16 protein-coding genes are annotated in these 26,982 nt (G+C 42.7%); 10 read left to right on the plus strand and 6 right to left on the minus strand.

From position 1 onward, the window contains the following. Window positions 1–66: 66 nt before the first annotated feature. From EGN73_RS06560 to EGN73_RS06570, 3 genes are all read left to right on the plus strand, one after another. Window positions 67–2,880: a TonB-dependent receptor gene (locus tag EGN73_RS06560; protein WP_219287748.1), complete on the plus strand. Its 2,814-nt coding sequence runs from the start codon at window positions 67–69 to the stop codon at window positions 2,878–2,880. A 40-nt stretch (window positions 2,881–2,920) separates the two neighbouring features. Further along, window positions 2,921–4,531 (plus strand): InlB B-repeat-containing protein, encoded by a 1,611-nt coding sequence (locus tag EGN73_RS06565; protein WP_219287749.1) that lies wholly within the window; start codon window positions 2,921–2,923, stop codon window positions 4,529–4,531. Between the two features lie 70 nt (window positions 4,532–4,601). Then, on the plus strand, window positions 4,602–5,183 hold the full coding sequence (locus EGN73_RS06570) for a hypothetical protein (protein ID WP_219287750.1): 582 nt from the start codon (window positions 4,602–4,604) through the stop codon (window positions 5,181–5,183). A gap of 193 nt (window positions 5,184–5,376) precedes the next feature. Here the strand turns inward: EGN73_RS06570 and EGN73_RS06575 are convergent, their stop codons facing one another. Continuing rightward, complete coding sequence (locus EGN73_RS06575) at window positions 5,377–7,623, minus strand: TonB-dependent receptor domain-containing protein (protein WP_219287751.1); 2,247 nt, start codon at window positions 7,621–7,623, stop codon at window positions 5,377–5,379. Between the two features lie 2,008 nt (window positions 7,624–9,631). On the opposite strand from EGN73_RS06575, the gene EGN73_RS06580 reads away from it, so the two are divergent. From EGN73_RS06580 to EGN73_RS06590, 3 genes are read left to right on the plus strand one after another with little or no spacing between them, the layout of a single operon-like run. After that, window positions 9,632–10,381 carry a hypothetical protein gene (locus EGN73_RS06580; protein WP_219287752.1) on the plus strand — a complete coding sequence of 250 codons (750 nt, stop codon included), beginning with the start codon at window positions 9,632–9,634 and terminating at the stop codon, window positions 10,379–10,381. A gap of 59 nt (window positions 10,382–10,440) precedes the next feature. Next, the gene (locus tag EGN73_RS06585) at window positions 10,441–11,472 is read left to right on the plus strand and encodes a sensor histidine kinase (RefSeq protein ID WP_219287753.1); all 1,032 of its coding nucleotides are present in this window, start codon (window positions 10,441–10,443) and stop codon (window positions 11,470–11,472) included. Next, complete coding sequence (locus EGN73_RS06590; protein WP_219287754.1) at window positions 11,462–12,193, plus strand: LytR/AlgR family response regulator transcription factor; 732 nt, start codon at window positions 11,462–11,464, stop codon at window positions 12,191–12,193. Before EGN73_RS06585 ends, EGN73_RS06590 begins: the two co-directional genes overlap by 11 nt. 1,641 nt (window positions 12,194–13,834) lie before the next feature. On the opposite strand, the gene EGN73_RS06595 is transcribed toward EGN73_RS06590, so the two are convergent. Continuing rightward, window positions 13,835–14,488 carry a DUF6266 family protein gene (locus EGN73_RS06595; RefSeq protein WP_219287755.1) on the minus strand — a complete coding sequence of 218 codons (654 nt, stop codon included), beginning with the start codon at window positions 14,486–14,488 and terminating at the stop codon, window positions 13,835–13,837. A 1,506-nt stretch (window positions 14,489–15,994) separates the two neighbouring features. Between EGN73_RS06595 and EGN73_RS06600 the strand changes: the two genes are divergently transcribed. Further along, on the plus strand, window positions 15,995–16,276 hold the full coding sequence (locus EGN73_RS06600; RefSeq protein ID WP_219287756.1) for a DUF6520 family protein: 282 nt from the start codon (window positions 15,995–15,997) through the stop codon (window positions 16,274–16,276). 41 nt (window positions 16,277–16,317) lie between these two features. Here EGN73_RS06600 and EGN73_RS06605 read toward each other — a convergent pair whose 3' ends face one another. The 4 genes from EGN73_RS06605 to EGN73_RS06620 form a co-directional block, all read right to left on the minus strand. Continuing rightward, a complete protein-coding gene (locus EGN73_RS06605) occupies window positions 16,318–17,664 on the minus strand; it encodes a RagB/SusD family nutrient uptake outer membrane protein (RefSeq protein ID WP_219287757.1) in 1,347 nt (448 codons plus the stop codon). A gap of 28 nt (window positions 17,665–17,692) precedes the next feature. After that, the gene (locus EGN73_RS06610; RefSeq protein WP_219287758.1) at window positions 17,693–20,902 is read right to left on the minus strand and encodes a SusC/RagA family TonB-linked outer membrane protein; all 3,210 of its coding nucleotides are present in this window, start codon (window positions 20,900–20,902) and stop codon (window positions 17,693–17,695) included. A 10-nt stretch (window positions 20,903–20,912) separates the two neighbouring features. Next, window positions 20,913–22,661, minus strand: coding sequence for a TlpA family protein disulfide reductase (locus EGN73_RS06615; RefSeq protein ID WP_219287759.1), 1,749 nt, complete (start codon window positions 22,659–22,661; stop codon window positions 20,913–20,915). A 941-nt stretch (window positions 22,662–23,602) separates the two neighbouring features. Next, a complete protein-coding gene (locus EGN73_RS06620; RefSeq protein WP_219287760.1) occupies window positions 23,603–23,809 on the minus strand; it encodes a hypothetical protein in 207 nt (68 codons plus the stop codon). 382 nt (window positions 23,810–24,191) lie between these two features. Here EGN73_RS06620 and EGN73_RS06625 point away from each other — a divergent pair, with 382 nt between their 5' ends. The 3 genes from EGN73_RS06625 to EGN73_RS06635 all read left to right on the plus strand — a co-directional run bounded on the left by EGN73_RS06625 (window position 24,192) and on the right by EGN73_RS06635 (window position 26,947). Next, window positions 24,192–24,797, plus strand: coding sequence for a helix-turn-helix transcriptional regulator (locus tag EGN73_RS06625; RefSeq protein WP_219287761.1), 606 nt, complete (start codon window positions 24,192–24,194; stop codon window positions 24,795–24,797). A gap of 229 nt (window positions 24,798–25,026) precedes the next feature. Beyond that, window positions 25,027–26,049 (plus strand): hypothetical protein, encoded by a 1,023-nt coding sequence (locus tag EGN73_RS06630; protein WP_219287762.1) that lies wholly within the window; start codon window positions 25,027–25,029, stop codon window positions 26,047–26,049. Further along, complete coding sequence (locus tag EGN73_RS06635; RefSeq protein WP_219287763.1) at window positions 26,042–26,947, plus strand: hypothetical protein; 906 nt, start codon at window positions 26,042–26,044, stop codon at window positions 26,945–26,947. Before EGN73_RS06630 ends, EGN73_RS06635 begins: the two co-directional genes overlap by 8 nt. Window positions 26,948–26,982 lie beyond the last annotated feature (35 nt).

A 26,982-nucleotide genomic window follows, 5' to 3' on the forward strand; every position in this document is an offset into this window, starting at 1 on the left:
ATACCCACTCAATTAATATTAAGTGTGGACTTTTGTGCTGTTCAAAGCTGTACAAAAACCAACACTATGAAAAAACACATTTACCTCACGCTATTGGGGCTTTTTGTAGCGGGATTCTCATTTGCCCAATCCGGTACCATCAGAGGAGTAGTCTCTGATGCAGTCACAGGAGAAACCATCATCGGAGCAAATGTTAGAATCGAAGGCACCATGATGGGTGTCGCTACAGGCCTGGATGGGGATTTTGAAATCTCCAGAGTAGAGCCGGGAATTTACAACATCGTCGTATCATTTATTTCATATAAAAGCCTCAGGTTTGAGGACGTACAAGTGGTCGCAGAAAAGGCTACTGTACTCAATGTAGAACTTGATGAAGACCTTGGAGACTTGGGAGAAGTGGTCGTGGTAGCTTCCAGAGAAACCGGCAACAACATCGCCATCGTCTCTGAAATCAGAAAATCACTGCAAGTAGTCAGTGGAATATCCTCTGAGCAAATCCGCCTTTCCCAAGATGGCAATGCTGCCCAGGTCATGAAAAGGGTTTCCGGTGTCAGTATTGTGGACAACAAATTCGTAAGAGTAAGGGGAGTAGACGACCGCTACAATGTGGTCATGATCAACAATTCCCTCGCGCCTACCACGCAGGTGGACAAAAGGACTTTTTCATTTGACTTGATCCCAAGCGAAAACCTGGACAGGATGCTGATTTACAAGTCTGCTTCTCCTGAAGTGCCTGGCGACTTTGCCGGTGGAATGATCAAGGTATTCACCAAAAATGCTCCTGATGAAGATTTTTTCAGTGTAGGGATGGGAATGGGATTCAGGCAGAATACCACTTTTCAGCCTTACCTTCAGACAGAAGGATCCAAGACCGATTGGTTGGGATTTGACAGCAACAGGGGCTTGCCGGCCAATTTCCCCACCACTACTGAACTGAACAGTTCCGGTACCGGCAACCCTCTTAGGGCAGAAGCCGGAAGAATGCTCCGTGACAACTACAACATGGAAGAAAGTACAGCTTTGCCCAATGGAAGTTTGGGGTTTGCTGTTGGTAAAAACTGGAATATTTGGGGAAAAAGACTTTCCACACTTACCAGTGCTTCTATTGCACAGGATCAGCAATACTTTTTAGCTGAGAGAAACAGATATTTCTTCCCCGTACCAGGTCAGCCTACTGAAAAAAGAGACGAGTATTTTGACAATACTTACATGAAATTCAATGAAGTAGGTATCATGTCCAACTGGATGCTGAGGCTGAATGCAGATAATAAAATTGAATTCAGAAACCTTTTCAACCAAAGCGGTGAAAATGAAACGGTATTCAGGGAAGGAAGGGACTTTATACAACGCCCCAATGGTGCCAGGGACTATTCTTTCAGGTATGAATCCAGAAGGCTGTATTCAGGCCAGCTGGAAGGGACCCACTTATTCAATCAGGAATCAGGTAAAGTCAATTGGGTAGTTGGTTACAATTCCCTTTCTCACGAAGAGCCGGATTTCAGAAGGTTAAGAACTGTTCGCGCTGATGTCGCAGGAGAAGATCAATTTGAAATCATCGCTCCTCCGAGCTCAAGCCCACAGGATTTGGGTAGGTATTATGGTTACATGAATGAACAGGGATTGATCAATGGGGTCAATTTTGAGAAGAAATTCAAAGGTGTAGAAAAAGACAGGCCAAGGATATTGCGTGCTGGATATTTGGTGGATTACAAGTGGAGAGACTTTGATGCAAGGTATATTACTACCTTCTTCCCGGGATTCCATGATCAGGAAAGAGGTCAGGAATTGGTAAGACTGCCGATTTCCGAGGCTTTTGCACCAGAAAATTACAGCCAAGGAAATGGTTGGTTGATCCAGGAAGGTACCCGACCAAATGACCAATACGATGCCTCTACCTTGGTAGGCGCAGGATATGTGGGAGGTGTATATCCAATAGGTAAATTCAACCTTTCCGGTGGGGTAAGGACCGAATACAGCATTCAGTCTCTCAACTCAGCTAATGATGCCGGACCTGTTAATGTGGAAAATATCGAATTGGCCGTGCTTCCTTCAGCCAATGTGGATTACAATTTTTCGGACAGGTCTCTATTGAGATTGGGATATGGAAAGACAGTAAACAGACCCGAATTCAGAGAGCTTGCACCGTTTCTTTACTACAGCTTTGAATTTATCGCTGGCTTCTTCGGTAACCCGGACCTGCAAATGGCCAGGATAGACAACATAGACCTGAGGTACGAATTTTACCCTAATGAAGGAGAGACGATCAGCGTGGGAGCCTTCTACAAGTTTTTCAAAGACCCCATAGAAAGGATTCAGAGAAACATCACAGAAACACTATCCTTTTCTTACGACAATGCAGATGACGCTACAGTATATGGAGTAGAGGTAGAAGCGAGAAAATCATTGAGCACCGTGACTTCTGTCAGGTATTTAAGAAATCTTTCTGTCAACGTCAATGCCTCTCTGATCTATTCAGAGGTATTCTTGGGTGATAATGTATCCTTTGAAGCCAACAGAAGGGCCCTACAGGGACAATCCCCTTATGTGGTAAACGCAGCTTTGTATTACATTGATCCTATTTCTGACTTCCAGGCAAGCTTAGCTTACAACGTACAGGGGCCTAGGATTTTTGTAGCGGGCAATGTCAATAACCCCTCAATCTATGAACTTGAAAGACATGCGGTAGACCTGACTGTATCCAAGACTTTTAGAGAAAGAACCACAGTCAAATTTGGTATCCAGGATCTGCTCAACTTCCAGTACAGGTTTTACCAAGATTCCAATTTTGATAAAAAAATCGATACCAGTATCGATGATCCTATGTACCTGTGGAGAAAGGGAACACTTTTCAGCTTAAGCCTGGGCTACAGAATCAAATAATCACAATTACTAAACTTTATAATTTATCAATCCAAAAATCATGAAACAAATCAATTTCCTTACCAAGCTGAGCTTTATGATGGCCCTTGCTTTGGTTCTCTTCTCTTGTGGAGAAGACACACCTGAACCTAATGTGACATACACTTTGTCCACAGTAGCGCTTCCAAATGCAGGGGGTAGTGTTTCCCCAACCACTACCACTCACGCAGCCAATGCAAGCGTTGAGGTAACCGCTACAGCCAATGAAGGCTGGACATTTGTAAGATGGGAAGGTGACCTTAGCGGATCGACAAACCCTACTACCATTACCATGAATGGAGACAAAGCCATCGTGGCGGTTTTTGAGGAAGGTTCCAACATTGTAGAATTGGAAGGCAACCTGACTACCAGAACCCTTACCAATGATAACCAATATCTGATCAAAGGCCAGGTGTTCGTACCGGACGGAGTTACTGTTACCATTGAAGAGGGAACCATCCTTTACGGACAAAAGAGCTCAAGAGGAACACTTATCGTAGATAGAGGCGGTAGATTGATCGCCAGAGGTACCAAAGAAAACCCAATTGTGATGACTTCTGCGCAAGAGCCAGGAGAAAGAGACAGAGGTGACTGGGGTGGATTGGTGATTTTGGGCAGAGCCAGAACCAACCAAGTTGAACCTGCTATTGAAGGTATTGATCCAGTCAGAATCTTCGGTGGTGACAATGACGATGACGATTCAGGTGTATACGAGTATTTGAGAGTAGAGTATGCCGGTATTGAATTGACTCCTAATAATGAGACCAACTCCATCACCATGGGTGGTGTAGGAAGAGGAACCGTAATGGAAAACCTAGTGGTATCTTACGGTGGTGATGATGGATTCGAGTGGTTTGGCGGTAGCGTAGATGGCAAAAACCTGGTTTCTATTTCCACTTGGGATGATGACCTTGACGTAGATTATGGTTACTCTGGAAATGTTCAGTTTGCTTTGGTAGTAAGAAACCCATTCTTCGCTGACCAGTCCCAATCCAATGCTTTTGAGTGTGACAATGGTCCTAACGACAATGACGTTCAGCCTTATACTACTGGTACATTCTCTAATGTGACTGTATATGGTCCAAGAGACAGAGTGGGCAGATCTATTTCAGGTAACAACGTACAGATGATTGACCTGAGAAGAAGAACTGCGGTTTCCATTTTCAACTCTGTATTTACAGGATTCCCTACAGGCCTAAGGTTCAATACCGCGTCTGTTACTGAGCAATACAAAGCCGAAAGAGGTGTTTTGGCCAACAACATCATGATTTATCCAAACACTGCTTTTGCTGCCGGTGGTGGTGCTGATGTGGCTGATGTAGAGCAAATCTGGAGAGCTTCCAATGAAACGGTACAGCTTCCTGCTGCTGATCAGGATTGGGAAGGTTTCTATAGAGGTTATGGTCTTAACCCTGATAACTTCTTCGCGAGATACACCGTTCAGACTTACCCTAACAACCCTGATTTTACCTTGCTTCCTAACGGTTCATTGGCCAGCGGAGCGGATTTCTCCCACTCCAAATTGGGCAGCTTCTTTGAATCTGTTGAATTCATAGGTGCTTTCGGTGACGAAGACTGGACTGACGGATGGGTAGAATTCAACCCATTGAACATCGACTACAGAAACAAATAATCAATACAATTAAAAGTCTTGTCGGGTCAATTTGCCCGACAGGATTTTTCTTCACTCTTAAAGCAAGGAAATGAGAGTTTATATTACAACGCTGTTATTACTATTGGTGATTTTGGGTGCATGCAAGCCATCCGAAAGTACCTATGCTCCTGAAGAACATCTTTCTGAAAGAGAACAAAAAGAAATTCTGTACACTACCATACGCTACTTGGGTCATTTGCCCAAAAAAGGATCCCACGAAAACAAGTTTGAGGAAAGGTTTGATGAGTATTACAGCAAATTGGCCCTGGATTACACTTTAGAAGCCTACCATCAGGCAGATGGATATGAATATTTTTTGGTCAGCCGGATAGCCCCTTCTTTCAAAGTGAAAAAAGTAGCCACGGGTGTCAAAATGAAAAGAGACTCCAATGGAGAGGTAGTTTTTTACCAGGAAGTGTTCAGAACCTGGAAGTTTGAAGTGCCCGAAATGCTTGAAAAAGGTTTGATGCTGTTTGATAAAATGGTGAAAGGTGAAGACCTGAGCCCTTATTACATTGCCAACTCCGGAGAGGAGGAATACATTGAATTCCCAGATGGAAAAATCCAGTATGATACCATTCAGAGGAGATGGATAGTGAAAAGTGCCCAAGATGCCATTTCACTGAATTAAAAACATTGGCCTGATCCACACACAGGCAAAAAAACTCGGTGGAGGAACATTCATAGTTGAAAATGGGTAATTGTACAGCAAACTTTACCTTCAATGTGCCAACCTCCACCGTTGATTTTTTAATCTTAAATCTTAAATCTTAAATCTTAAATCTACAATCTACAATCTTAAATCTTAAATCCTAAACCTACCCCTAATACCGCATCCCCACTTTTACTCCTCCATAGAAATTCCTGCCAGGAGCAGGTTGATAGAACCTATTGGCAAAGGCATTCAGGTCATTGCCAAGGCTGTAGGTTTCGTCCAGAAGGTTATCCACACCTCCGTATACTTCCACATCCCACCTGCTTCCCAGGGTATTTCTCCAGCCCAGTCTTGACCCCAACAGGTTATAAGATTCCTGGAAAACCGTATTGGCATCATTCAAGGGGATTTCATCCACATATTGATGGGTGACGTTGAGGTAAAGGCCTGTTCTGCTCCTCAAATCCAAGAGGTTGACAAGTGAATTGGGCGCCACTCCGGTAAGCTGGTTTCCTGAAAAATCATTGCCTCCGCTCTGAAATTCCGCAAAAGAAAAATAATGTCCGGTAAAGGCATGGTTCAGCTTCACCTCCTCCAAAAAGCTTCCCTGCCTCCTGTATGGCGCATAGTCTATGCTTATTTCAAGACCTTTTTGATCCGTAGCTCCTGCATTTCTGAAAAGAACCACGCCCTGCTCGTTGGTAAAAGTGGTAATGGTCTCGCTTAATTTGAAGTAAAAGGCCGTAAAGTCCAAGTTGAATATTCCAAACTGACCCCGGTATCCGGCCTCATAGTTGATTCCGCGTTCTGCTTCCAGGTCTAAGTTGATGCTGCCCTCATTGGTCCGGACTTCGGCGATGCTTGGAGGAGAGAATCCCGAGCTTATGCTTCCGTGAATACCTGATTTCTCGTTGACCTTATAGACCAAGGCGATCCTGGGGATGAATATGGGGTCAAACCTTCTTTCATTGTTGGAAGGATCATTGGGGCCTGCATCTATGCTTCTTTTGATATCATACCTGGAAAAATTCTCCGAAAATCCCAAGGTCATAAGCAGTTTGGGTGTCCATTCCAGCTCCAGTTGCTGAAAGAGAAATGCCTGGGTAGTGGCCAGTTCATCCGAAAACCTCACCGTATCTGCCCTTCCGTCTCTGTTGCCGAAGTTTTGGGCAAGGGTCTTTCCATACTGATATTCTCCCCCCAGGACAAGCCGTACAGGCAGGTTCCACCAAGTGTCATTTAGCACAAACTTTGTCCTTCCCCCATAGCTAAAGGCCGTTTCGGTTTTGTAATCCAGGATAAATGGGTTTTCAAAATCTTTGGTATTGGCATAGAGGGAGCTGGTATTTTCCCATTTATCTGTGAGCTGCATCTGATGGCTCAAAGTGGCAATCAATGTTTTTTGGGCGATGGAGCTGTTTTGCTCCACAGAACCAGGCCTTGCCTGCCTTCGGTCTTCCTCAAGCTGTGCAGGGGTAAGGGCTCCGGGGATCTGGTAGTGAAGGTCAGAATAAAGTACCTGGGCTGATAGGGATTGTTTTTCGTTGATATCGGTGTTGAAAGCCAGTTGAAATACCTTTCTGTCCACTGCGCTGTGTTCACGGTAGCCATCAGACTGTTGGCTTACAAAGGATGCACTGACGCTGCCATTTTCCAGTACCTGGTCTACGCCTATCCTGTAACGGAGAAGGCCAAAATCCCCAAACCCCACATCTGAAGAAAGGTAGCTTTCGGTGATTTGTTTTTTACTTTCAAAGCTGATCACGCCTCCGTTTCCAGCTCCGAAAATACTTCCCGCAGGACCTTTGATCACTTCTGAATTTTGGATATTGGAAAGGTCCAGGATATTCAGGTCAGTAGTACCGTCCGGAAAGGTAAATGGAATGTCGTTCCAGTAGATTTTTACATTTCTGACACCAAAGGGAGAGCGCAGCGAACTGCCCCGGATAGAAATCCGGTAGCTGGCAGGGGCCCGTTGCTCTATGCGTATTCCCGGCTTGGTATTGAAGGCACTCAGTATGGAGTTTTCATTGAAGCGGTAGAGTTCATTTTCCAAAACCTTGGAAATGGCACCCGCCTGGTGTACCAGAGGCCGTTCTGATTCAAATCCCGTTACGACCACCTCACCAAGCGAACCGATGGACGGACTGAGGTAGACGATCGTTTCCTGACCGGCTTGGATTTGCATGCTTTGGGTTTCAAAGGCAATATGGGTAAAGACCACCAGGCTGTTTTTGTCCAAATCGGCCACGGCTTTTCCGGCCTCATCTGTGACTTTGTTTTCCTGACCCTGTATTTTGATCAGCACACCTGGAACAGGTTCTTTTGAAGTGTTGTCCAGTACCAAAAAGGTAGTCTGCGCTTGGGTATTGTTCCATATCAGACAGAGGGAAATAAAAAATAAGATTCTGTTCATGTTCGGTTTTTTGTGGAAAGTTAATGTAATCGCATTTAGGATAAAACCTCTTGACCAGATAAGGGTTCAGTTTTTAGTTAGATATTTGAAAAAAGGGTTATTTTGGGTCCGCAGCCCCCCAGCCTATTCTCATGTCTGTCATTTACGATTTACGAAGCCCACTACTCACTCCAACCCATCTTATGTCTTTTGTCTAGCGTCTTAAGTCTTAAAAGATTTACGAAATACGATTTACGATTGACGAGGCTTTGACCATACTCCAACCTTATGTCTAGCGCCTTTGCGTCTTGGCGTGAACCACTTTTTTCCCGCAAGGACGCAAAGATTTTGAATGAATAGTCCCACGGGATTATACCCGATTGGCCTGAAAACCTATAAAGATCTTCAACCGGCCACCTACGTCATGCTGAGTCATTAAAATTGACATTTACAGAAAGGAAATGACATCTGCAGACCCGTCATTCTGAGTTATTAAAATTGACATTTACAGATAATCAAATGACAAAATTACGCGTCATGCTGAGCGGAGCTTGCGGAGTCGAAAGCCTGTCCCGCAGCATTGCGGGGCATCTCCCACATGGTAAGAGATTCTTCACTACGTTCAGAATGACGATCCCTCCATATCTGTCATTGGTAGTGAGGAACGAGCGAAGAATCTCCTGCACTCAAGTCCAAAAGACCCCCCGAAAAAATCGGGGCAGGCTTTCGTTTCACTCAGGGTGACGCGTAATTTTGTCATTAGCCTTTCTGAACATTCCCCTAAATGTTAATTTCTCGGGGTGACAAGGAGAGGCCTTTTCCATACTCAAACCCATCTTATGTCTTTTGTCTAGCGTCTTATGTCTTAAAAGATTTACGAGGCTTTGACCATACTCTAACCTTATGTCTAGCGCCTTAGCGTCTTCCCGTGAACCTTTATTGCCACTAAGGCACTAAGACACCAAGAAGGCTTCGCCTTGTCATTTTGAACGAAGTGAAAAATCCATTTTTGCCTGTAATAAACAGACCCCTCCTTCGTCGGGGTGACAAGGAGAAGCCTTTTCCATACTCCAACCCATCTTGGTTCTTCGTACTTGGTACTTAGTACCTTTCTCATATCTCAAGTCTGTTATTAACGATGTACGAAGTACGATTTACGAATTACGAGGCTTTGACCATACTCCAACCTTATGTCTAGCGCCTTTGCGTCTTGGCGTGAACCTTTATTGCCACTAAGGCACTAAGACACCAAGATGACTTATCCTTGTCATTTTGAACGAAGTGAAAAATCCATTTTTGCCTGTAATAAACAGACCCCTCCTTCGTCGGGGTGACAAGATGAAGCCTTGACCATACTCCAACCCATCTTATGTCTTTTGTCTAGCGTCTTATGTCTTAAAAGATTTACGAGGCTTTGACCATACTCCAACCTTATGTCTAGCGCCTTTGCGTCTTGGCGTGAACCACTTTTTTCCCGCAAGGACGCAAAGATTTTGAATGAATAGTCCCACGGGATTATACCCGATTAGCCTGAAAACCTATAAAGGTCTTCAATCGGCCACCTACGTAATGCTGAGTCATTAAAATTGACATTTACAGAAAGGAAATGACATCTGCAGACCCGTCATTCTGAGATTTTAAAATTTTGCATTTACAGAAAGGGAATGACAGTTGGTGTACGTCATCCTGAGATTTTAACATTCCCCTAAATGTTAATTTCTCGGGGTGACAAGGAGAGGCCTTTTCCATACTCCAACCCATCTTGTGTCTTTTGTCTTGCGTCTTAAGTCTTAAAAGATTTACGAGGCTTTGACCATACTCCAACCCATCTTGGTTCATCGTACTTTGTACTTGGTACCTTTCTCACATCTCAAGCCAATGAGTCCTTTTCCCTTACCAACACTTCCTTGCTTATTCGGCTATTTGCTGCATTCATTTGCTTTTTTCCCTGACTCATTGGAATCCTGGAGGAGATGGAAAACATCAGGCATAATTTTATCCAAGAATTAAAAACAAAAAGGCAAAAATTATGAACAGAGAATTAGTAGTACTCAGAAGTTTTTCGACCGCAATGGCCCTAGGGCTGGTTTTACTCGCTACCCTGGCATTCAAGAACAACGGCAACCACCATTTCGAAGAGATCGATGTGCAGCGCATCAATATCGTAGAAGCCGACGGTACGGTCAAAATGATCATCACCAATGTGGACAAATTTCCTACAGGCGATACGCAGATCAATGACAGACCTACCAACGCGGAAAGAAAAAAGCGCTCCGGTATGATTTTCTTCAATGAAGAAGGGATTGAATGTGGAGGCTTTATATATGATGGTGCCTTGACGGAAAACGGGCACAGCTCAGGTCTTTCTCTGACTTTTGACCAATTTGATGGGGATCAGGTGATGCAATTGCTGACAACTGATTCCAAGCAAGGGGATCGTAGAAGGGTGAGCAGTAGCTTGGTATTTATGGATAGACCGGAAAAGGAATCCCAGCTTAGAACTATGGAAATCATGGCCGAAATACAGGAGTTGAGAAAAACCGATCCTTCTGCCGCCCGTGCCAAAATGATGGAATATCAAGAAGAAGGACTGATAGGAGGAGCCCCCAGGGTGATGCTGGGCAAGTCAGGCAGTCAAAACAATGGCTTGTTCCTTTTTGATGATCAGGGAATGCCAAGAGCCATGTTTTATGTAGATCAGGAGAATCAGGCCAAGCTGGACTTTTTCAGCGAAACAGGTGAGGTTCTGTACTCCTTTCCTCCGACAGAGGAAAACTAATTGCCCTACTTTTAGCCCATTTCCAGGAATGGGCTATTTTTACACATTCAATTCCTGCTATGAAAAAGTTTTTTGCGTCGCTTTACCTCAACAAATACTTTTTGGCATTTATCATTGTCTTCGCCTATCTGGAGTCTGTTCAGATCAGGTACTTGTTTTTGCGTGAGGTCAAATGGTTTCTTTTTACTCCAGAAGCGGCCATTGGTCAGCTGATCAATGCCCTGATTTTATTTGTGATCATCGGCTTTGTCATTCATCGCTTTGACAGCAAAACCTCCCTATCCAGGGCGGTTTCCGTATTCTTGATCTCCCTTGTCATCTATGTATTGGTCAATAACCTGCTTTCTTACCTGGTGGCGCTGGCATTTGGCACAGTGGAGCGGAATTTCAAGGCCGGACCCTTAACCAGCTCCAACATCAAATATACCATGGATGTATTTGTGTACGGGGGCTTCTTTTTGGCGCATTACTATTTTCAGAAAAATCAGGAAGACAAGACCAAATTGGCCAAACTGGAGAAAAGCCAGATGCAAAGCCAATTGAGCCAGCTCAAAGCACAGCTTGACCCACACTTTCTATTCAACAACCTGAATGTGCTTGACCAGCTGATCGAGGAGGATCAAGTTCAGGCTTCGGCCTTTTTGCACGATTTTTCGGATATTTACCGGTACGTATTGCTGTCTTCGGACAAGCCTCTGGTGGAGCTCAGGGATGAACTTGCTTTTGCCAATCGATACTTTAGTCTGATGCAACATAAATATGGGGAAGCTTATCTTTTCTCGATCAAAGGGAATACTCCTGAAAATGCCCTATTGCCTGCCCTGAGCATTCAGTTGCTTTTGGAAAATGCCATCGAACACAACCTGGGCACAGCTCAGGCCCCTGTGGAGATCAGCTTGAGAATAGAAGAAAATTCCCTAATTATGACCAATACCCTAAAACCCAAGAAGCAGGGCAAGAATGGTGGTGGTAGGGCTTTGCAGAATTTAAAGACACAGTTTGAATTGTTGGGTAAGTCAACTGTAGTCATACAGCAGAGTGCAGGTACATTTGAAGTTAGCTTACCTTTAATATTCAAAGATGGACATTGAGATTTTGATCATTGAAGACGAGTTGCCGGCGCGAAGGAAATTGAAGCGCTACCTGGACCAATTGGATGAGAGTACCCGGGTGCTTGCAGAATGTGCTACCGTGGAGGAAGCCATAGTCTTTTTTGAAAAGGGAGGCAAAGCAGATCTGATCTTGTCTGATATTGCCTTGCAGGACGGAAACGCCTTTGAGATTTATGAGGAGATAGCCTTAAAGTCCCCTGTAATTTTCACTACTGCCTACGAAGCACATATGATGCAGGCTTTTGAGAGTTATGGCATAGACTACCTTTTGAAGCCCTTTACCTTTGAGCGCTTCCAAAAGGCCTGGAAAAAATTCATGCTGTTGCATAAGGGACCTGTATCCAATTCGGAAAAACCGGCTTACAGAAGCAGGATAGTGGTACATACCGCTAGGGACAGTTATTTTCTTCCTGTGGAATCTATCTCTTACTTTCTGGCAGAAGGGGGAATTGTGAAAGCCATTGACCGGGAAGGGAAAAGCCATCTTTTGGGACTTGGCAGCTTGAAGGACCTTGCAGCCGATTTGGATCCTGATGTTTTTTTCCGCCTCAACCGCTCAGAACTGGTCTCCAAGGCTGCGATTCTGCGCATGGAGCGATACGGAAAAAACAGTCTTGCGATACAGGTGGTAGGCTCTGAGAAAAAGTTGATAAGTAGTCAGGGAAATACTTCTGACTTTAGGGAATGGGTAGAAAGGTAGGGTTATTGGGAGATGGATCCACTGCCACGGCCCTGCCTCTGATTTCAATTTACGAAGTACGATTTACGATTTACGAGGCCTAATTCATACTCCAACCTTATGTCTAGCGCCTTAGCGCCTCCGCGTGAACTTTTAATGCCACGAAGACACCAAGGCACCAAGAAGGCTTTACCTTGTCATGTCGAATGCAATGAGACATCTGATTTCTTTGCGGCCCTTAGCGCCTTTGTGTCTTCGCGTGAACCTTTAATGCCACCAAGGCACTAAGACAACAAGAAGGCTTCACCTTGTCATGTCGAATGCAATGAGACATCTATTTCCTCCGCGACCCTTAGCGCCTCCGCGTGAACCATTTTTACTTCGTTGTGAGCACTGCGTTACCGTCGCGAGCGCCGCGAGAAACTATTATTTTCTTGGTTCATCGTACTTTGTACTTGGTACCTCTTTCCCCTCCGCGTGAACTTTTAATGCCACGAAGACACCAAGGCACCAAGAAGGCTTCACCTTGTCATTTTGAACGAAGTGAAAAATCTATGTTTAATTGTGATAAATAGACCCCTCCTTCGTCGGGGTGACAAGGAGAGGCCTTTTCCATACTCCAACCTTATGTCTAGCGCCTTTGCGTCTTGGCGTGAACCACTTTTTTCCCGCAAGGACGCAAAGATTTTGAATGAATAGTCCCACGGGATTATACCCGATTAGCCTGAAAACCTATAAAGGTCTTCAATCGGCCACCTACGTAATGCTGAGTCATTAAAATTGACATTTACAGAAAGGAAATGACATCTGCAGACCCGTCATTCTGAGTTATTAAAATTGACATTTACAGATAATCAAATGACAAAATTACGCGTCATGCTGAGCGGAGCTTGCGGAGTCGAAGCATCTCCCACATGGTAAGAGATTCTTCACTACGTTCAGAATGACGATCCCTCCATATCTGTCATTGGTATCGGAGCTTGCGGAGATGAAAGCCTGTCCCGCAGCATTGCGGGAGATCTCCTCTATTTTGGGAGACTCTTCCTTCGTCAGAGTGACGTACGTTTCTGTCAATGGTAGAGAGGAACGAACGAAGAATCTCCTGCACTCAAGTCCAAAAGACCCCCCGAAAAAATCGGGGCAGGCTTTCTTTTCACTCAGGATGACGTGCCGCTCCGATTTATGTCAATGGTAATCGGAGCTTACGGAGATGAAAGCCTGTCCCGCAGGATTGCGGGAGATATCCTCTCTTTAAAAGTTGGAGATTCTTCAGAATGACGATCCCTCCATACCTTGTTGTCCGGAGGCTGTGCCTTCGGACTGCTGGTAAAGGAGTTTGTAACTCCGATCCTGCCTTTATTGTCTCTGCGCTACTTCGCGCCTTTGCGTCTTGGCGCGAACGCTCTCTCCCCTCCGCATGAACCCCCACCCTCAAAAAAAAAGCTACTCCAAAAGAAGCAGCTTTTCCATCAGTAGTAATTAACATTCAATCGCAATTGGTGCCTGCACGGGTTCAGGAGAACAGGATAACCACTATTTAATTGCAGGACTTAAAAGTAGAATTTTACCATATTATGGATATAAACTGGAAGGAGAACATGGAAGTTGTCGGTAATTAAAGGTTTAATTATAAAATGATTTTATGGGATAGATAAGTGGATTTTAAACCTCCCCCAAATACACCGAATCGGACAGTATTACTTTTCCTTTATACTTTTCCTGGCTGAATGCCAGATAGACATGCCAGGACTTGGCATGCGCCTGTTCGGAAAGTGGGATAAGGTGCTGTTTGGCTGAGCGAATGCTTCCCTGGAAATCCCAGACCACTTGCTTAGTGCCGGGATGATGAAGTACCAGAAAAGACCTGTCTGATGGTTTGGCGCTGGATTGCCAGGAATTATCCTCCCAGGATATCAAAATACCCTCGGATGTTCTTTCTGCTTTGGGCTCAATGGCCGGCATGAGTGAACCCCTGCTCATTTTGACCAAGGCTGGATCTATGAAATAGCCTTCACCTTCATAACTGAAGCAATGGGTTTTGGTGTAGGATACACAGGCATGGTAGGGCCTTTTGGCTCCTTCGGCGAATTCCTGGTACCCAAATGCGATGACCTTGGTCAGGCCTTTGAGGTATTGCTGGGTCAGGCCCATTTTGTCCTGAGACATTTTTTTCAGGGGGCTGACTTTCCGCTTTTTGGCTTTGGACTGTTTGCCCGGTGCGGAGCGGACATAGGTCACTCCGTCCACTTTATAAAAAATCAGGTTGCCAACCCTGCCTTCAATGGCTGATGCAAGTGTGCCTCTTACTCTTCCCATATCAGTGTTTGCTTAAAGTGAACTATGAAGATAAGGATAAATTCCGAAATATCAATTGTATATGTAGTTGATTTTAAAAGCAATCTAAGAGCATTATAATAATCAATAAAAAATGCTGTAGAGATGCATTTGGATTGGTAAAGGAATAGTGATACTGCTGAGAATGGGTAAGAAAAAGTGAAAGCTTTGTTTGTTATGTATCGGGAGAGAGGGAGGGATTTACGAAGTACGAAGTACGATTTACGAAGCCTAATTCAAACTCCAACCCTTATTAAGCCTAGCGTATTGGCATGAACCAATTTTTTCCCGCAAGGACGCAAAGATTTTGAATGAATAGTCCCACGGGATTATACCCGATTGGCCTGAAAACCTATAAAGATCTTCAACCGGCCACCTACGTCATGCTGAGTCATTAAAATTGACATTTACAGAAAGGAAATGACAAAATTACGCGTCATGCTGAGCGGAGCTTGCGGAGTCGAAAGCCTGTCCCGCAGCATTGCGGGGCATCTCCCACATGGTAAGAGATCCTTCACTACATTCAGAATGACGGTCCCTTTAATCTGTCAATGGTAATCGGAGCTTGCGGAGATGAAAGCCTGTCCCGCAGCATTGCGGGGCATCTCCCACATGGTAAGAGATTCTTCACTACGTTCAGAATGACGATCCCTCCATATCTGTCATTGGTAGTGAGGAACGAGCGAAGAATCTCCTGCGCTCAAGTCCAAAAGACCCCCCGAAAAAATCGGGGCAGGCTTTCGTTTCACTCAGGGTGACGAGCCGCCCCGATTTATGTCAATGGTAATGCAGTGAGACATCTGATTTCTTTGCGGCCCTTAGCGCCTTAGCGCCTCCGCGTGAACCATTTTTCCTCGCCCGCGAGCGCTGCGTTACCGTCCCGACCGCCGCGAGAAACTATTATTACCAATTTTTATAGCAAAATTAAGGTTAAAGTAAAGCTGAAAATCTGGGTTGGGCCACAAATTTTCCGTATTGAAAGCCTTAGCGTCTGGGTTGGACGAATTTTTTTTGAATAGAGTGTCAAAGTCCTTTGTTTAGTATTACAATCTAAAGACTTGATAAAGTGATGACCACAGATTCAAACACATGTATAAAAATTGTTATTTCCAAGTGAAAAACATTAATTAGTATTAACTGATATAAAAAAGGTTCTAAATGGGACTTTTTTTCTGGAAAACAGTAAAATGTACATTTTTGGACATTGGATTAATTTTAATATTGTTAAATTTATTTTAACAAAATGAAATATGGACACAAAATACAGATTTCAAAACAATTCCTTGGCTGAAATACATCTTGTATGAGCAGGTTTAAGTTACGCTTTTCATAGAAAAAGAAAGGAAAAAATAACACAGAAAGTAAGTTCACCAGGTGACAGGCTTTCACCAGCAGGGGTAAGTAAAACCGGCCATTCCTCTCAGAAGATCGTTAGGCATGACATCAGATCGAAACAGCCGGCATTCATTAACTTTAATAAAATTAATTATGTCAAAGTTAGTAAAAAATCTGCTACGGGCGAGCGTTTTCGCAGTAGCAGTGGTATTTGCTTTCGCATTTACCCAACCTATGGACTCATCAACCGTCAGATTCGCTCCGATTCTTGATGGGTCAGGTCAAATTGTGGGCGGCACTCCGGTTCAGCCAGGTTATAGTTGTGACACTGCTCCAACTCAAATCTGTACTGCGCTTTTCTTGAATGATGATCCCAAAGAGGAAAATCTAATTCAAGAAAGTATTGAACCAGGTGTTTATCAGCCACCAATGTAAAGTTAGAACCCCGGTCCACCCGGGGTTCTTTTTTTTCATCCTTATCTTGGATTCTGTATCATGTCACTTCTATCGATCTCGTGAGGTGGAATCTGAAATACATAGGACTGGCTATTTGGGCTCAGCGTATGTGTGATTTCACCAAAATCCCTCACCAAGGTTGTTTCAAGCCCCTCATAATTCAGCCTTTTTAAGTCCATCCATCTTAATCCACGGAACAACAGTTCTTTTCTTCTTTCCGATAAAACCAATTCCAATGCCTGCTGCTGACCAGTGAAACTGATTCCATCAAAATCTCTGATCCTCAATTCAAGGAATGAATTCATAAGCTCTTCAGCGGTATTCAGGTCTCCTGATCGTATGAGACATTCTATATACATCAGAAGGACTTCATTGGTGCCTATTCCTCCAAACCAGAATTGCCTCCCGGTATGGAAGGCTTTGAAATTCAATCCCCCGTTACCCCGATCTATAAAAAACACTTCCTTTCTGGTATCATTGTCACCATATAAGGATAGAAGGTTAAGGTCAACAAAGGTCAATGGAGAGCTGTAAAATTCATAAAGCATCAACTGACTGTGAAATATCACTTCATCATTGAATATTCCAAATGGGTTGGCTGTAGTAAGAGGCAACTGGGTATAATCAATAAGTGATAAACCATTTGCGTGGATTACCTGTCCAAGTTCTAATGCGGCATTGTAATTTCCTTCCATAAAATGAACGCGCATGAGGAGTGCCCGGGCGGATTGTTTTGAAGGCAAAGTTTTTAATGGCTCGATTTCAGGAAGTAGTTCAACGGCACTTGAAAGATCTGATTTTATAAATGCTTTAACTTCTGAAACTTTCGCTCTATCAGAATTTGGGGTAACATTGGAGCTTCTTCGTAATGGCAAACCAAAATCTGAATCTTCTCCATCAAACCTTGTATAGGGAGTAAACAGCTCCAACAATTGATGATAGGCAAATGCACGGAAAAACAATGCTGTGCCTTTCAATTTATCCGCACGCTCCTGCTCACTTGAAGAGATTTCCAGATCAGACAAGCCATCCAGGACTATATTGGCATAAAACACCTGTTCAAATGGCCTGGACCAATCAGGAAGTTCCCCGTTTTGGTTTACATCTTCTGCCCAGATATAAGCCTGCCTCTCCCATTCAAGCCTTAAACTCTGCCAGTGCTGCAGTGGAATGAAATAGTCACCTGATGCAATTTCTCCAATGGCCGGAGTATGGTTGAAAATCTGGTGGTCATTGTTGAGTATTGCCTCAAAATCATTCAGGTTGGAAGGTACAACCAGCCCTAAACTGGGTTTTTCTGACAGGAAGTCCTGACAGGAAACAAGTACAAACCCTATCAGGAAAAGTAAGTAGATTGTATTTTTCATTTCTGTTTCATTTTGGTTTGGAAAGATTTTACAGTGTTATGTTCAGGCCTGTGGAGAAATTTCTCAGTTGTCTGGTAGTTCTGAAGTCAGGATCCAATGGGTCACTGGTGGCTTTCCATAACAATCCCAGATTGTCACCATAAAGGAAAATCTCAGCATCGCGGAAAGGTAATTTTCTCTTACTTGCGGTATTGATCCTGTAGCTCAATCTGATATCTCTTAGGCGGATGTTATCCCCTCTTTCAACCAGAATTTCTGAAAACCTGTAAATGTTGTCCCTGTTGGCACTTCCCACTTCTGGGACTGAAGGCACTTGGGTCGAAAGCTCATCCCCGGGCTGTTGCCACCTGTCTATGTAATCCAGATGTCCTCCTAGCCCCCTGTTGGTACCGTACAAAATCGACTCTCTTCTGAAATAGTAACCTCCGCTGTAAGAAATATTAAAAGAAAGGTTAAAACCTTTATATCCGAAATCATTTCTTATTGCTCCAAAAAATGTAGGCCTTGAAGAACCCATGAACAAAAGATCTTCAGGATTGGCAGAGGACAAAATAGCATTGTAGTTTTCGCTTGGTTCACCATCGAGAATTCCCATTGGATTGCCGTTATCCGGATTCAGACCTCCCCAAGGGAGCGCATACACTGCAAAAAGCGGATTGCCTTCCAGAGGAAGTGTCATTGTGCCGACGGCTGAGAAGTTCAGGTATTGTTGTGCTGTCGCTTTTAATTCGTAAGAAGTGACTTTCTCATTGATGGTACTTAAGAAAAAGTTTGTGTTCCAGCTGAATTTCCCCCTGATATTTTCAGTAGTCAGCACCAGATCCATTCCTGAAGCCCTGGTTTCGGCAATGTTCCCTTTAAAAAGGGTAATCCCTGTTGATGGAGGGTAAGGCTCTTCTCCTATAAGGTCGGTTCCGTTTTTGATAAAATATTCCACGGAGCCATATACCCTGCCATTCTTTCCTTCAAAGTCAAGAGCCAGGTTTGATATGGAAATCCTTTCCCATCTAAGGTTTGGGTTTGGAGGGTTTTGAACTCTGGCAAAAGGCCTTCCGGTCAAGAAACTGTTTCCGAAAATTTCTGCTGTTGTAAATGCAGATAAACTTCTGTCCACATTACCGTTATACCCTTGGGTAAACCTCAGTTTTAAATGGGGCAGATAATCAAACCCATAAAAATCCTCGTTGGAAATGATCCAACCCAGACCTGCTGACCAAAGCGGAACCCCTCTTTGGTTGGTTTCTACGCCAAAAATATTGGAAGCATCTTTTCTGGCGCTGAAAGAAAGCAGGTATTTGTTATTGAAAGTATAACCTGCATTGGCAAATACCGAGGTAAACCTTTCTGCATTTCCGCTAAATCCCTGCATAAAAGGGATTCTGGTAACAGAAAGCGGGAAGTGGAATGTACTGAAAAAAGAGGTATAATCCACAGCAGAAGTTCTTCCGATTTCAGAATCAAATCCATAGAACCTATTGTTGTTGTTCAGTCCCTGAAGATCCTTGACTTCTGCTCCGGCTATTACCGACAAATCATGCTTGTCCTTCCAGGTATTGTTATAGCTCAACATTCCCCTCAGTTGATGGCTGAATGAACTGGAGTTGTTGATATCGAGAATATCACCATGAGGAATAGGAAAGCTCAGGGAGCCGTCAGGGCCCACCTGAGTAAGCCTGTTGATCAAGTTACGTGTAAAATAAGTGCTTTCCGGATTGAGCTGGTTTCTGCTGCTCTTATTCTGCCAAAACTGATAGGCAGCACTTACCCTGAAGTTTTTATGGATATCGTAGTCCAGACCCAGATTCAATCTCAGATCAATGGCACTGGTGCGGTAATCTCTGGCCTGTATTTCTTCCAGAGGCCTGTATTGCCAGTCCAGCAGACCCTGGTTCTCTGCGTCCAAAACAAAACCTTTTCTGTATTCATGGGTTATGGGAAGCGGATTACCTTCCCGATCAGCCAACTGGGCGTAGGGATACAGCCTTTCATTTCCAGCGGATTGCATAGATAAAACGATCGGATTGATACCGTTATTAGTGCCTTCAGACTTGACCGCATAGAGTCCTGTACTGAGGTTAAGTTTCCCGTCCAGAAACCTGTTGTCATTCTGAAATGAAACAGTAAACCTTTCCCCTTCATTTCCTACCAGCTCAGCTGCTGTCCTGTCATAACCTGCGGAAATACCATATCTTGAGGCTTTCCCACCTCCCTGAATGTTGACGGCCTGTTGGATCAGAGTGCTGGGCCTGTAGATGTAATCATTTATATCATTTCTTACATCCATCATAGAAAAGCCTTCAATGATATTGTCAGCTTGCTGTTGAGTGATCCTGCCATCACGGGCATCTATGAGGGTTTCTATCACAGGGCTCAAAGGTGCTCTTACAATGGAGTTTTCAGTTCCTGCATAGAATCCCCTGTTGAACAGGTCCCTCTCAATACCAATATAGTCTTGGGTGCCCATCAGAGGCCTGTAAAATGCATCCTGTCTGTCTGTGGTACTTATATTTGAGGTAATGGAAACGGTGACCGGAGTGTTGAATCCTCCACGCTTGGTATTGATCACAATTACACCATTACCTGCTCTGGCACCCCATATGGAAGCTGCCGCAGCATCCCTCAGAACGGTAATGCTTTCCACATCATTGGGATTGATGTTTTCAAGTGGACCGTCATAAGGAAAGTTATCGATAATCACCAAAGGCCTGTTGTTGGCAAACAAGGTGCCCCGACCCCTGATATTTATAGGGTCGGTTCCGGTCCGGTTAAACCTCAATCCCGGAGTGACATCTTCTAGCCTGTCAATCAGGTTGGTGGTAATCCTTCTGGAAATCAATTCATTGTCCACTTGGACAAATGATCCTGTTGCCCTTTCCTTTGGTAGCTGTTGGTATCCTGTAGATACTATTTCCACCTCTGAAAGTGAGAGATCCTCAGCTCGTAACTTGATCAAAAGAGGCTCTCCTTCGGGAGCGCTCACCGTTATTTTTTCAGTTTCATATCCAATAAAAGAGCAGGACAACTCATACTCCCCTTCTGTCAGTCTGATGACAAACTCCCCTGAAGCATTTGCCACTACGGCCTGCTGGGAGTCCGAAACTTTAATCAGGGTGCCAGGCAATACTTCATCTGTTGCGATATCCAGTACTTTTCCTCTGATAGGGAAAAGCTGTTGGCCTATTGCCTGACTTCCCATCAGGCAAAGCAGCATGATCATTATGGTAAACTTTTTTTTCATAGTATATTGATTATGGGTTGGTGTCGGTTGCGTCAATTATTCTCAGGATTGTGATTTCATCCATTTCTTCCTTCAGTTCAAGGTCATATGGAGCCAATGCCTCGTTGATTGCATCTAGACTGGTCAAATCTGCAATGATTGAAAGTGTCACAAAATCGGAGATGCCGGTTTTATTTTGGATGGGTCCATCCAGGTGCTGAAGGTATTTAATGCTTAGGTGGGCTATAATGTGGCCGATAGAGGCATTTTTGACTGAAAAACCGGTAAAGTCAAATTCAGAAAATGAATCTCCACCATCTCCAAGAAATGAAGGTTCATCTCCTTTGAAATAAAGATTGTAAACCTTTCCCGGTACTTTGTCATACACCGCCTTGGCGTATGGAAACATCTTTAGTACTTCTTGTTGGAAGATGTCATGCTCTTTTCCCTTTAGATAAGGAGGGAAGTCTATTTGTAGACATTTCCCATATTGCATCTCCCACTTTACAGCATCACTACCTACGCTTTCAGTAGTGAAAACTTCAGGGTCGGAAAGCTCCACTTTTATTTGGCTATTGGGTAAAATCCTATTTGTCTGAGGATCTTTAAAAGCTATGCGGAAATACATGTATGGAGCCATGTTCGAAACAATAATCCTTGATCCCCCATTTTCTGTTTCAGGGAAAAAATTATAGATCCCTTTTCTGCCTGGCTGATAATCTGTCATCAGGGATTTGTAGAAAGCCTGATCAGGATCCAGGGGTGTTTCCACTGGGATAGTCACCAAATCGACTTCCCTCTGATTGGGTAAGCTGCCTTTATTAAGGAAATCCAAAATCTTCTCTTCAGAGATTTCCTCGCTGCCTGTCACGGTAAGGAATTCGCCTTTAGGGCTGATCCAGACATAATGTGGAAGTTGTTGGTGGGGGAACAAATGCCTAAGGGTATTGTCCTTGTACAGCATGGGCATTTCTATGTCCTTCAGCCTTGGGAGTCTTCCAAAGAGTTTTTCTACTTCTTCTTTGGACTGATAGGTGACCGGGAGTATGGTGAGGTTTTCCAGTTCTTTGCTGAGCCGGTTGTTTTTGGGAAAGGCGGCTATACAGGGAGAGCACCAGGTAGCCCAAAAGTCCAGGATCAGCAACTGGCCCTTATACTTGGATAATGATATTTCATTTCCGGCATTGAACAGGGAGTTTTCAAAGCTGAGTCCGGGTATTACATCTCCCTGTTTAAGGGGAATAATTCCCGTAGCTGTTTCATCAAGGGAGTCATTCAGGGGCAGCCCCTGCCCGAATGCCAAATGAATGCTGCACAGAAAGACTGCTGTGATCAACTTTTTTGGCTTTATGTATGAGGGTACACAAACATGTCGGCTTCCATCTTTTAGGGAGAGCTTCTTGTAAGCAAGACCATGGACCTGAATATCGGCAGAACGAAGAGAAACTAAAGAGAACCGCTCCTGGGCCTTTTCCAAGGCAACTTTAGTGGTAATTGCCAGAGTGGCCAGCCACAGTAAATTATTCAAGGTTTTGGGATAATTGGCCCCCAGATAGCTTAAGCCCTGTAATCGTACAAATGCAGGGCAGCTGCCTTTGGGGTAGAGGTATCTATGAAGTATGTTGGAACACAGGTTCCGCAAACCCAGATATGGAGCGGGAGGAGTGTTTCCTGCCCGTCTCCACTGAGGGTGATCCACAACTTCATTTCTGATATTTTGATATTTGCTTCGGTACAGGCATAGGAATGCCAGGAAGCATGAGTATATAAATTTTTTCATGCTGTCAGGTTTAGGACCGAGGCGGTGAGTGGTGTCTGATAGCTTAAATGGCCCTGGGACAGTTCACAGCGCTTGGGTCAGTGGAAAACTGAAATGGAATTTCTGATTAAGAAGATGAAAGAAGAGGGAGGCCGGAAGATATCAACTACACCCAATCCGGCCCGGAAGCGGGGCTTCCCTCCCGGGGTAGTACCGTCACCTTCTGTGAATCCGCTAGCTACATTTGGGTCTTTAAATCAAATCACCTTATGAGGAGTGAAAACCGGGAGCCTTTATCATTAGATAGGACCTTTAAGGAGGAATACCATGAATATGGATTTGGAGGTAAAGTGCCATGGTAGATTGAAGATTGAAGATTGGACCTTTGATACCGTAGGTACGGTATCGAAGGTCTTTACAAATACATTTTGATTGTAGATTTAAGATTGAGAGACAAAGCCTGCCCCGATTACGGGGAGACAAGAGCCGAGATGCGAGAGCCGAGAAGGTCCACGGTAGGAGAGTAGACATTGGAATGCCCCTACAACAGGCCAATCCTTTATGGTCTAAGAGCTATTGTCCATTATCTAAAATATAGACTACAGCATCTCAAACCTGTCTCAAATCTCATGTTCCCGATATTCGGGACAGGCTTCACGACTTACTCCAAGACTTCTGTAAATCGCCTATCAACTAGTACAATAGACTCACAGACCAGTCTTTTGTCTTGTGTCTATTGTCTTTTATAAAGTTGCTTCCGGTACCTTCCGACTGGATCAAACCCATACAACAGGTCAATCCATTATGGTTTAAGTGCTATCGCCTCGTATTTAGAATATAGACTTCAGTATCTCATACCTGTCTTGTTTCTTGTCTCTTGATTCTTGTATCTCATACGTGGGCCTAAAAGAGTATCTATAGCTTGTGGAGGTTTCGTATGCCCACCTGGAAGGAAAATAGGTTCAAATAGGGTTTTTGGGCTTGAGGGGGAAGAGCCTGTCAAATGCAGTCAGTGTCCAAGCCAAGCTCAAGCCAAGTACAGTAAGGTCATTGTTTACAGACCCGATCACTGCTTTTCTGGCCAGGAAAGGCAATACAAATCTGCTTCTTCCGGAAAGAAGCTTTCCGGTATCTAGAATATAAAGCTGTATGGTTTTGCTCGTTTCCATGGTTTTGAAAAGTTGTATAACGAGTCTTTAGGTTAAAAAGGAGTTATGGAGGGCTCCTTACAACCAAGCTGCTGGCTTCTGACGGCCTACGGATTGGAATTACGATAAGGAACCCATAACATAACTATACAAATATAGTTAGCTATGGGTATTTCCCTATCGTCTCGTCCGTTGAAAGTGTCAGAATTTGCAGCCGAGACTCTTTAGAAATACCTTTTGTTTATTCTTTATTTAGAACAAGTAACTCAACTCATAGAGGTTAAATTTTTCAGTTATAATTAAGATTAACAGCCACTAATATATTAATGTATCTTTACTTATCAAAATATAAATTCCTATTATAATAGGTTTTTCTCAATTTTTTTTGTTTATTCATTTGGGGATGTCCAAAAAAGTCATTCCAAACCTTGAAAATGAAAAAGAAAGAAACCTTGAAAAGCTTAAAAAAGAACTAGGCGATTTTTTTAAAGCGACTAGGGAGGAGCTAGGTTATAAGACCAAGGATGATTTTTCAGATGCTAAAAATCTTACCAGATCGCAGTATGCCCTATATGAAAGCGGTAAGGCTAACCCAACAATAGAAACTATTTTTAACCTTTTATGGGAATTTGGTTTAGACTACCAAGAATTGTTTAATCTACCTCATAGTAATAATAAATACGGGAGTGTAATTATTAAAGAAGTTGCTCCCATGAGAAAAATAGAACAAGTAAAAGAACAAGTATATTTATTAAAAGAGGAGGGTTTAGACAAAAGACTTTCAGATTTAATGGTTCTTAGAATATTAAGGACTTTGGCATTTTGTATCAAACCAAAATCGAAAGGTGAAATTCTTGAAAATCTTGGATTAAAAAATACCACAAATAATTTTCAAAGGTCTATTGGACTGGCCTTAGAGTTAGAGTGGCTTGTAATGACAGATCCCTTTACTCCAAATAGTCCTCAACAAAAGTATTTTACAAGTGAGGAGGGTAGGAAGTTTATTTGATTTATGAATACTGGATATAGGTTTATATTCAAATGATTCATTAGTTGAATTAATAAGAAAATTGGAGTTTTTAGGTAAAATTACCCTGTACAGGGTAATTTTGGGAGTGAGGAAATGGGTAGGTTTGGTAATTGGGAAATATCAACAATCTTGTTGATAGCATTCCATTTAGGGATGCTTTTCGCTATTGCGAAAAGTAATTGTTGTAATGCACTAAAAAAAACTTGAAATGAACATATACGAGATAGATTTTGATGAAGTGATTAACGCTGTTGTCATTAGTGGCTCAATAACCTATAGAGAAGCAGTTGAAAAGCTGGTTCCTCTGATTAGTAAAACCGAATTTCAAAGAAAACTTCAAGACAAAAAGTTCTATGAAAAACTAGAACGTGACATTGTAGACGGTTGTATAATGCCTTCATTGACCATTGCCTTTGTGGATAAGACAATTTCTAAAGGTTCAAAAAAAGATGAAATCACCGAATACTTCGAAAAATATCATAAAAAATCATTTGTACTTGACGGAATTCAACGGTTAAATACTTTGTCGAGAGTGAGCGCCTCTAAGGAAATAGATCTAGAGAGAAAATTGTATCTAAACATTGTTTTCAGTGATTCAGTAGACAAACTGCTTTATCGAATGATAACTTTAAATAACGGTCAAAAACCAATGACACCTCGACATCAAGTTGAAGTGATGATGGCAAATGCTTTCGATTTTAAAAAGCTAGGGATTGAAGTTCAAACTGAAAAAGAAAGGGCTGTTAAAATAAAAATGAATTCATTCAATAAATCAGACTTGGTTCAAGCATACCTCGCATACATGGCTGACAGCCCCATGGTTGATAACAAGAAGATTATACAAGACAAGATGGACGAACTTATTGTCAGTAAGATCGTTTCTGCTGAAAAAGTCGATAGGGATTCTACATTTGAAAATGTAATAAAAGCAATAGCCAGATTTCAAGAAAGTCCGACTTCTTTAAAATGGCTGAAGCAAGCCAACAACTTAGTCGGATTTGCTGTAGGGATGAAGACTTCTTTTAAAATTATACAAGAATTGTCAGTAGAGGAATTTGAGAATTCAATTAAAACATTCGACCAGGCCTTTTCAGATTTTAATCCGTCAAAAATTAAATTAGGAAAACTAAGAAGAGAACTTTCATATGATTACTTCAAGAACTACTCTAAACTGAGAGAGTTGGATAGTTTAGAGTTATTGGAATATTTCAGCGAGTTGACCAATGATTAATCGCTATACATATGAAGACCCAATTTTTAAATCAACGACTAAAAATCAGCATTTAAGAATTGAAAGTGCCAATAAGATATTAAATATCTTCCGTTTAATTTCAGGCACAATTAATTGCACAGACTCCTATGATAATAGGGTGTATAAGTTTAGAGTGAACTACTCTAACTTTCCATTCTCAACTAACGACAAGATAAACCAGTCGGTGGCGCTAAATAACTTTCCAGATGAGGTTAAATTAAGAGATTTGAACGAGTACTTTAAGCGTTCTCGATTCAACTCAAAATTCTATGGCTCAATTGAGCCAGAAATCATTAAATGTCTCATTGCTGTTGAAAAAAACAATCACTTGGAGGCATTTTTTTACCTCTACAGAGTGATTGAGGGGATTTCATACTCTATTCCCTTAATATATGTATCAAAGAATAAAAATTATGATAAAACATACAAACAACTGCAATCATTCTTTAACAATGAACAAGATGGAGAATTAGCTTTTTTTAAACGGTTTTTATCTGAAACGTTTAAAGAAGAAGATTTTTTTAAGTCAACTATTGATATTGATTTTAATACGATTGATAAGATAGACCTGAGAGAAGCTTACTATAAAATTTATATCGATAAAATCAGCGGAAAACCTATGTCTGGAAAAGGACTCAAAGGTCACACTTTGAATCAAGAAATAAAGTTGTCTTTTATCGGATTCTATGATTTTATGATTTTGATAAGAAATCGATTTTTCCACCTCACAAAAGGAACTTGGCAAGAAAATCTTAGTTCGACTGAAATTCTATATCCCGATTACTTTTTTAAGCCGATTATCAATCATGGTCTAAACTGGATTGCAATAGTAATATTTGAAATAATTAAAGTTGACTTTGAGAAAGGAATAAAATAAAAACGCATTACAAAAAAGCCTATAAGTAATAGCGC

Origin of the sequence: Arthrospiribacter ruber (genome assembly GCF_019343195.1) — a bacterium.
Lineage (GTDB): Bacteria > Bacteroidota > Bacteroidia > Cytophagales > Cyclobacteriaceae > Arthrospiribacter > Arthrospiribacter ruber.

What these genes read in the sequence shown, in the direction of transcription:
- EGN73_RS06560 (WP_219287748.1), top strand. Translation starts at nt 67, where the DNA reads ATGAAAAAACACATTTACCTCACGCTATTGGGGCTTTTTGTAGCGGGA.
- EGN73_RS06565 (WP_219287749.1), top strand. Translation starts at nt 2,921, where the DNA reads ATGAAACAAATCAATTTCCTTACCAAGCTGAGCTTTATGATGGCCCTT.
- EGN73_RS06570 (WP_219287750.1), top strand. Translation starts at nt 4,602, where the DNA reads ATGAGAGTTTATATTACAACGCTGTTATTACTATTGGTGATTTTGGGT.
- EGN73_RS06575 (WP_219287751.1), bottom strand. Translation starts at nt 7,623, where the DNA reads ATGAACAGAATCTTATTTTTTATTTCCCTCTGTCTGATATGGAACAAT.
- EGN73_RS06580 (WP_219287752.1), top strand. Translation starts at nt 9,632, where the DNA reads ATGAACAGAGAATTAGTAGTACTCAGAAGTTTTTCGACCGCAATGGCC.
- EGN73_RS06585 (WP_219287753.1), top strand. Translation starts at nt 10,441, where the DNA reads ATGAAAAAGTTTTTTGCGTCGCTTTACCTCAACAAATACTTTTTGGCA.
- EGN73_RS06590 (WP_219287754.1), top strand. Translation starts at nt 11,462, where the DNA reads ATGGACATTGAGATTTTGATCATTGAAGACGAGTTGCCGGCGCGAAGG.
- EGN73_RS06595 (WP_219287755.1), bottom strand. Translation starts at nt 14,488, where the DNA reads ATGGGAAGAGTAAGAGGCACACTTGCATCAGCCATTGAAGGCAGGGTT.
- EGN73_RS06600 (WP_219287756.1), top strand. Translation starts at nt 15,995, where the DNA reads ATGTCAAAGTTAGTAAAAAATCTGCTACGGGCGAGCGTTTTCGCAGTA.
- EGN73_RS06605 (WP_219287757.1), bottom strand. Translation starts at nt 17,664, where the DNA reads ATGAAAAATACAATCTACTTACTTTTCCTGATAGGGTTTGTACTTGTT.
- EGN73_RS06610 (WP_219287758.1), bottom strand. Translation starts at nt 20,902, where the DNA reads ATGAAAAAAAAGTTTACCATAATGATCATGCTGCTTTGCCTGATGGGA.
- EGN73_RS06615 (WP_219287759.1), bottom strand. Translation starts at nt 22,661, where the DNA reads ATGAAAAAATTTATATACTCATGCTTCCTGGCATTCCTATGCCTGTAC.
- EGN73_RS06620 (WP_219287760.1), bottom strand. Translation starts at nt 23,809, where the DNA reads ATGGAAACGAGCAAAACCATACAGCTTTATATTCTAGATACCGGAAAG.
- EGN73_RS06625 (WP_219287761.1), top strand. Translation starts at nt 24,192, where the DNA reads ATGTCCAAAAAAGTCATTCCAAACCTTGAAAATGAAAAAGAAAGAAAC.
- EGN73_RS06630 (WP_219287762.1), top strand. Translation starts at nt 25,027, where the DNA reads ATGAACATATACGAGATAGATTTTGATGAAGTGATTAACGCTGTTGTC.
- EGN73_RS06635 (WP_219287763.1), top strand. Translation starts at nt 26,042, where the DNA reads ATGATTAATCGCTATACATATGAAGACCCAATTTTTAAATCAACGACT.